Annotated in this window: 4 protein-coding genes; all 4 read right to left on the bottom strand. The window is 39.8% G+C overall.

Features of this window, described 5'->3' with window-relative positions:
* Nucleotides 1-163 precede the first annotated feature (163 nt).
* The 4 genes from DKM50_01005 to DKM50_00990 all read right to left on the bottom strand — a co-directional run bounded on the left by DKM50_01005 (nucleotide 164) and on the right by DKM50_00990 (nucleotide 3,837).
* Nucleotides 164-1,864 (bottom strand): hypothetical protein, encoded by a 1,701-nt coding sequence (locus DKM50_01005; GenBank protein ID PZM83895.1) that lies wholly within the window; start codon nucleotides 1,862-1,864, stop codon nucleotides 164-166.
* Nucleotides 1,851-2,315: a hypothetical protein gene (locus DKM50_01000; protein ID PZM83894.1), complete on the bottom strand. Its 465-nt coding sequence runs from the start codon at nucleotides 2,313-2,315 to the stop codon at nucleotides 1,851-1,853. The genes DKM50_01005 and DKM50_01000 overlap by 14 nt, the downstream gene beginning before the upstream one ends.
* A 370-nt stretch (nucleotides 2,316-2,685) precedes the next feature.
* Nucleotides 2,686-3,123 carry a hypothetical protein gene (locus DKM50_00995; protein ID PZM83893.1) on the bottom strand — a complete coding sequence of 146 codons (438 nt, stop codon included), beginning with the start codon at nucleotides 3,121-3,123 and terminating at the stop codon, nucleotides 2,686-2,688.
* A 93-nt stretch (nucleotides 3,124-3,216) separates the two neighbouring features.
* The gene (locus DKM50_00990; GenBank protein PZM83892.1) at nucleotides 3,217-3,837 is read right to left on the bottom strand and encodes a threonylcarbamoyl-AMP synthase; all 621 of its coding nucleotides are present in this window, start codon (nucleotides 3,835-3,837) and stop codon (nucleotides 3,217-3,219) included.
* Between the last annotated feature and the right edge of the window lie 165 nt (nucleotides 3,838-4,002).

Below are 4,002 nucleotides of genomic sequence, written 5' to 3'. Positions count from 1 at the left end.
ACCTCACGATGGACACCCTTGTCTTGAGCTAATGGTTGGCACTATCAACCCCCATATCGGACTTTCACCGACTAGAAAGCGCCCATGCTGGGCGCACATACAATGTAAGGCGTACTGAAAAGTACGCCTTACCCGGGATACACTAGCTATTTTTGAATAGAACCTACTCTACAAGACCAACAAACCCTGCTTCTCCCTGAGTTGTTCCCTGGTACCACATCCACCACGTCGAGACATCATTGGATCCGGCATTATAATGAGCATACCAGGTACCACCGGTATAATTCTGTGGGACAGTGATTTCATCAGTTTTATACATATCGTTCCCCGCAAGCACTCCTGCGTATTGCTGCCCAAGGGTATCGCACGTATAAGTAAGCGAGGTACTCCCGATATCGGTATCAAACTTCTTGATATAGATCTTCTTGCCTGCCGTCGAAGCAGGGATATATCCAAGAGCAATATCAACATTTCCTGTTTTATATAAACGTACCGGCAACTTGCCAATTGCAAAGATATCCGTGCCATTGTTAGGATTAAACGGTATCGTAACAGTCGCTGAACTGGAGACTTGCGCATAGGTAGCATCAACATCAATCCACCAATGTCCCATCCCGCCACCATCGTTATACAGGTGAACATTCATGTCAGAAGATATAAAATCATAGGTTTCTTTATTCTCCAGCGAGAAACTCTGCCCATTGAGGGTAAAACTATTCTGGTTTCCGTTCCCTTTTGGCTTCAGGTGTATCCACTTTGCCGGCCCATTGTACTCTTGAAGGGTATCACGCGTAATCTGGCTGCCATCAGGCTTCGTCAAATAAAACTCACTTTGCGAATTATTATTAGGATTAATATTACATTTGCCACCAATGTTTGTTCTCGTCCTTGGAGGCCCTGCCCGAAGGCTGAAACCGTTCGAACCATAACCACCGGTACTGACAGAATGAACATTTATCCGATAATTGCCGCCACCATAATTAGCATCATTGATATTAAACTGAAATTTGCCTAAGAAACTGGTACTATTCGAATTAGTCAATTGAATCCATTTCTCAGAAAGTGAAGAATTCTTTGCTACGGTACCAGTACCGATAACTACATCGTCACTATAGTCATTCGGAGTACTATCCGGCTTATAGAGAGTGTATACAGTACTTATATCCTCATTCCCATCATCTACGACCGAGTTGTGTGTTTTGTAACAATCGGGATCATATACCTCTACTAATACTTGCGAAGTACTATTTAACGCTTCATAATTGCTAGGAACATAAAGCTTGAAGTTATAGCCATTCGGATCATATTCGGCATTAGCATTGTTATTATCTAATTTCTTAACCGATATCGGATCTCCTTGAGAATGCCCGGAGTCACACCCTTTTACCTGGAGCACAAAGTTCATCTGATTAACCGATCCGCCATAGGTCCCGCTGCCGGTTATATCAAGTGGAGCATAGGTCTTATATTCGGCTGTAGAGAATGTCGCAAGGTTTTTATTCGTAAGTCCGAACATACCACCGAACATAAAACTGGTAGGCTTCGTAATTGATACCTTATACCAATTTGGATTATTGCCATAGGGATCAACTTGTGTAGTGATGTTTACCCCATTCTGCCCATCAGAAAAGCCATTTATTGCACAGAATTCCAATGCTTTTTCCCTGGCCCTTGTAGTATTTGGCAATTCCAGGGCCCCGGCTAATGAAGCGGAATCACTAGCCATTTTCATCTTCTGCTGGCTAATTCTCTGATATCCTGCATCAACTACTAATCCGGTAACTCCAATCAGTGCCACTAATGCAACTGCGAATAAAATAAAAATCTGACCTTGTTCTTTTTTAAACACATTAATAACCTTCATAACAAACCCTCGCTTCCGTATATATAGTTTTAGGCAGATTATAAACTCCGCCAAATCCAGTAATACTGTTATAAGTTAGTGCCTGTCCCTGATCAAATCTTACAGTTATATACTGGATATTATTATAATCGGGATCAGGCACAACCTGTATCTTTCCCGTATAATTCACTGCTGTCGTAGGTATAAATTTGGCAATCCCATTGAACTCAGCAATAACCTCTTGTTCTCGATCACTCTGATTCGATGGCCAGTCAGTGAACGTAGAGGCTTTCCGGCACGCTGAAAATGCTGCGCTATCAAGAGTTAATTTAGCAAAAAAATAAGTTCCCCATTCGATACACCCAAACAATAACAAGCAAAAAACCGGCAAAACTAGAGCTACTTCTACTATCCCTTGCCCTCTTTGTTTTTTCTGTGATATATCAGAACCCTTGCCATAAAATAATTTCATATCGCTAACCACGCATTTTTTATGCCAACAATAATACTTTCAATATTTTTTTCTCGAAAGCTGCCTACAGTAGGCTTTTAGCCATTGAGCACGAACATAGAGATCAATTTGTAACAAATCACAGGAACATTTACCCCCATGTTTAGGTACTGTTGTTGCAAACTTCTACATTATCCTGCTTGACCTACTAGCATTAGTTGAATAATACAACACTCAGCAAACCCATCTGTCGTTTTTTGCAATGACTTATTATATTATACTAAAAATTTAATTAGGTATTCTACATTTACCATCCGTGAATGAAAAAAAAGCAGGGAATTAGTGGACTTAACCAGGCTGAAAAAACAAACAACTAATTATTAATCCGGTTCTAGTAGGTATAACGCATAGAAGCCTGGGCATTAAGGGTTGATGGGATGCAGAGATCGACAAACCCAGTAATCGAGGTATATTTATAATTATCGATTTTTACTTGTATATAATTGATATTATTAACATCCGGCGAAAAAATAACGATCACATTATTAGCCAACCCCGATTTCCAGGTCGTAGGCAATCGATTGCAATCGTATACGATTGAATCCTTAATCTTTTGAGTATTCTCCACCTGATTTGCACTCCAGTTCCTCATCTTAACGGCGGTTCTGGCTCCGTTTCTCACTGCATTCTCAAAATTATACTTCGTAAACAAGTACATACCATAGTCAATCATTCCCATAGTAACCATCAAAAAGACACCGGACAGCAGAACAAATTCGGCAACCGCCTGGCCTTTTTTATCAGATAATTTTATCATAATCTTCTCCATAGACTGACATTAATCAATTTCTATGCCAACTCAAACCGTTTGCTCCTCTTAAAAAAATGATCTCCTATAGTTGGCTCCTATATCTACATCATTTTATACTATAATTTTTGTATCAAATTTATCGTAGAGCGCCTCATCGCTGGCACCAGACCGAAGTATTTTTATCTTATCATCAACAACAATGATAATCGTAGACAGGATACCTGAGCAAGTAACATCATTTCCGAACAAATAATCGATTGAAGACTTAAACTCATCATAAACCTCGACTGAGGTCAACGATGAAAGCTCTCCGGAGTGATTAACGCTGGTTGAGATAATCGGATCAGGATAGTCCTTAAGAAGTGCGAGAGCCAATGGATCGTTGGGAATACGGACTCCTAGCGTTTCATGCCCTCGCCTAATATAATCAGGAACTTTTTCATTAACCTGCAAAACGATGGTCAATGTCCCCGGCCAAAAAGTATCCATTAATTCTTTTTCGATACTCGTTATCTTTTTCAGATAGGGATAAATAACACGTTGATCACCAATATTAACCAGGAATGGTTTATCACGTTCCCTGTTTTTTATTGCATAAATCCGTTCGATAGCATCCCGGCAAAAAATATCTGCGCCAAACCCGTAGACAGTATCAGTCGGGAAGGCAATAACGCCTCCGGAACGCAAAACTTCTTTACATTTAGCAACATCTTCGCCTTGCTCAAACCCCATACATGTCTCCTTGTATCTAATAATACAATGATATCTTCAGAAAAAAAAGATTGGACCCCTAAATAACAGTAGTTCTAATTATAAAGAGCAAAGGTTAACAGAAATAGTTAGTGAGTTAAAAAAATAAACAGGCTAGCATCAAGTAATCATAAAAAAACATCTCCA

It is taken from the genome of Candidatus Margulisiibacteriota bacterium, assembly GCA_003242895.1.
Lineage (GTDB): Bacteria > Margulisbacteria > Riflemargulisbacteria > GWF2-39-127 > GWF2-39-127 > GWF2-39-127.
This window is presented reverse-complemented; position numbering and strand designations above follow the sequence as displayed.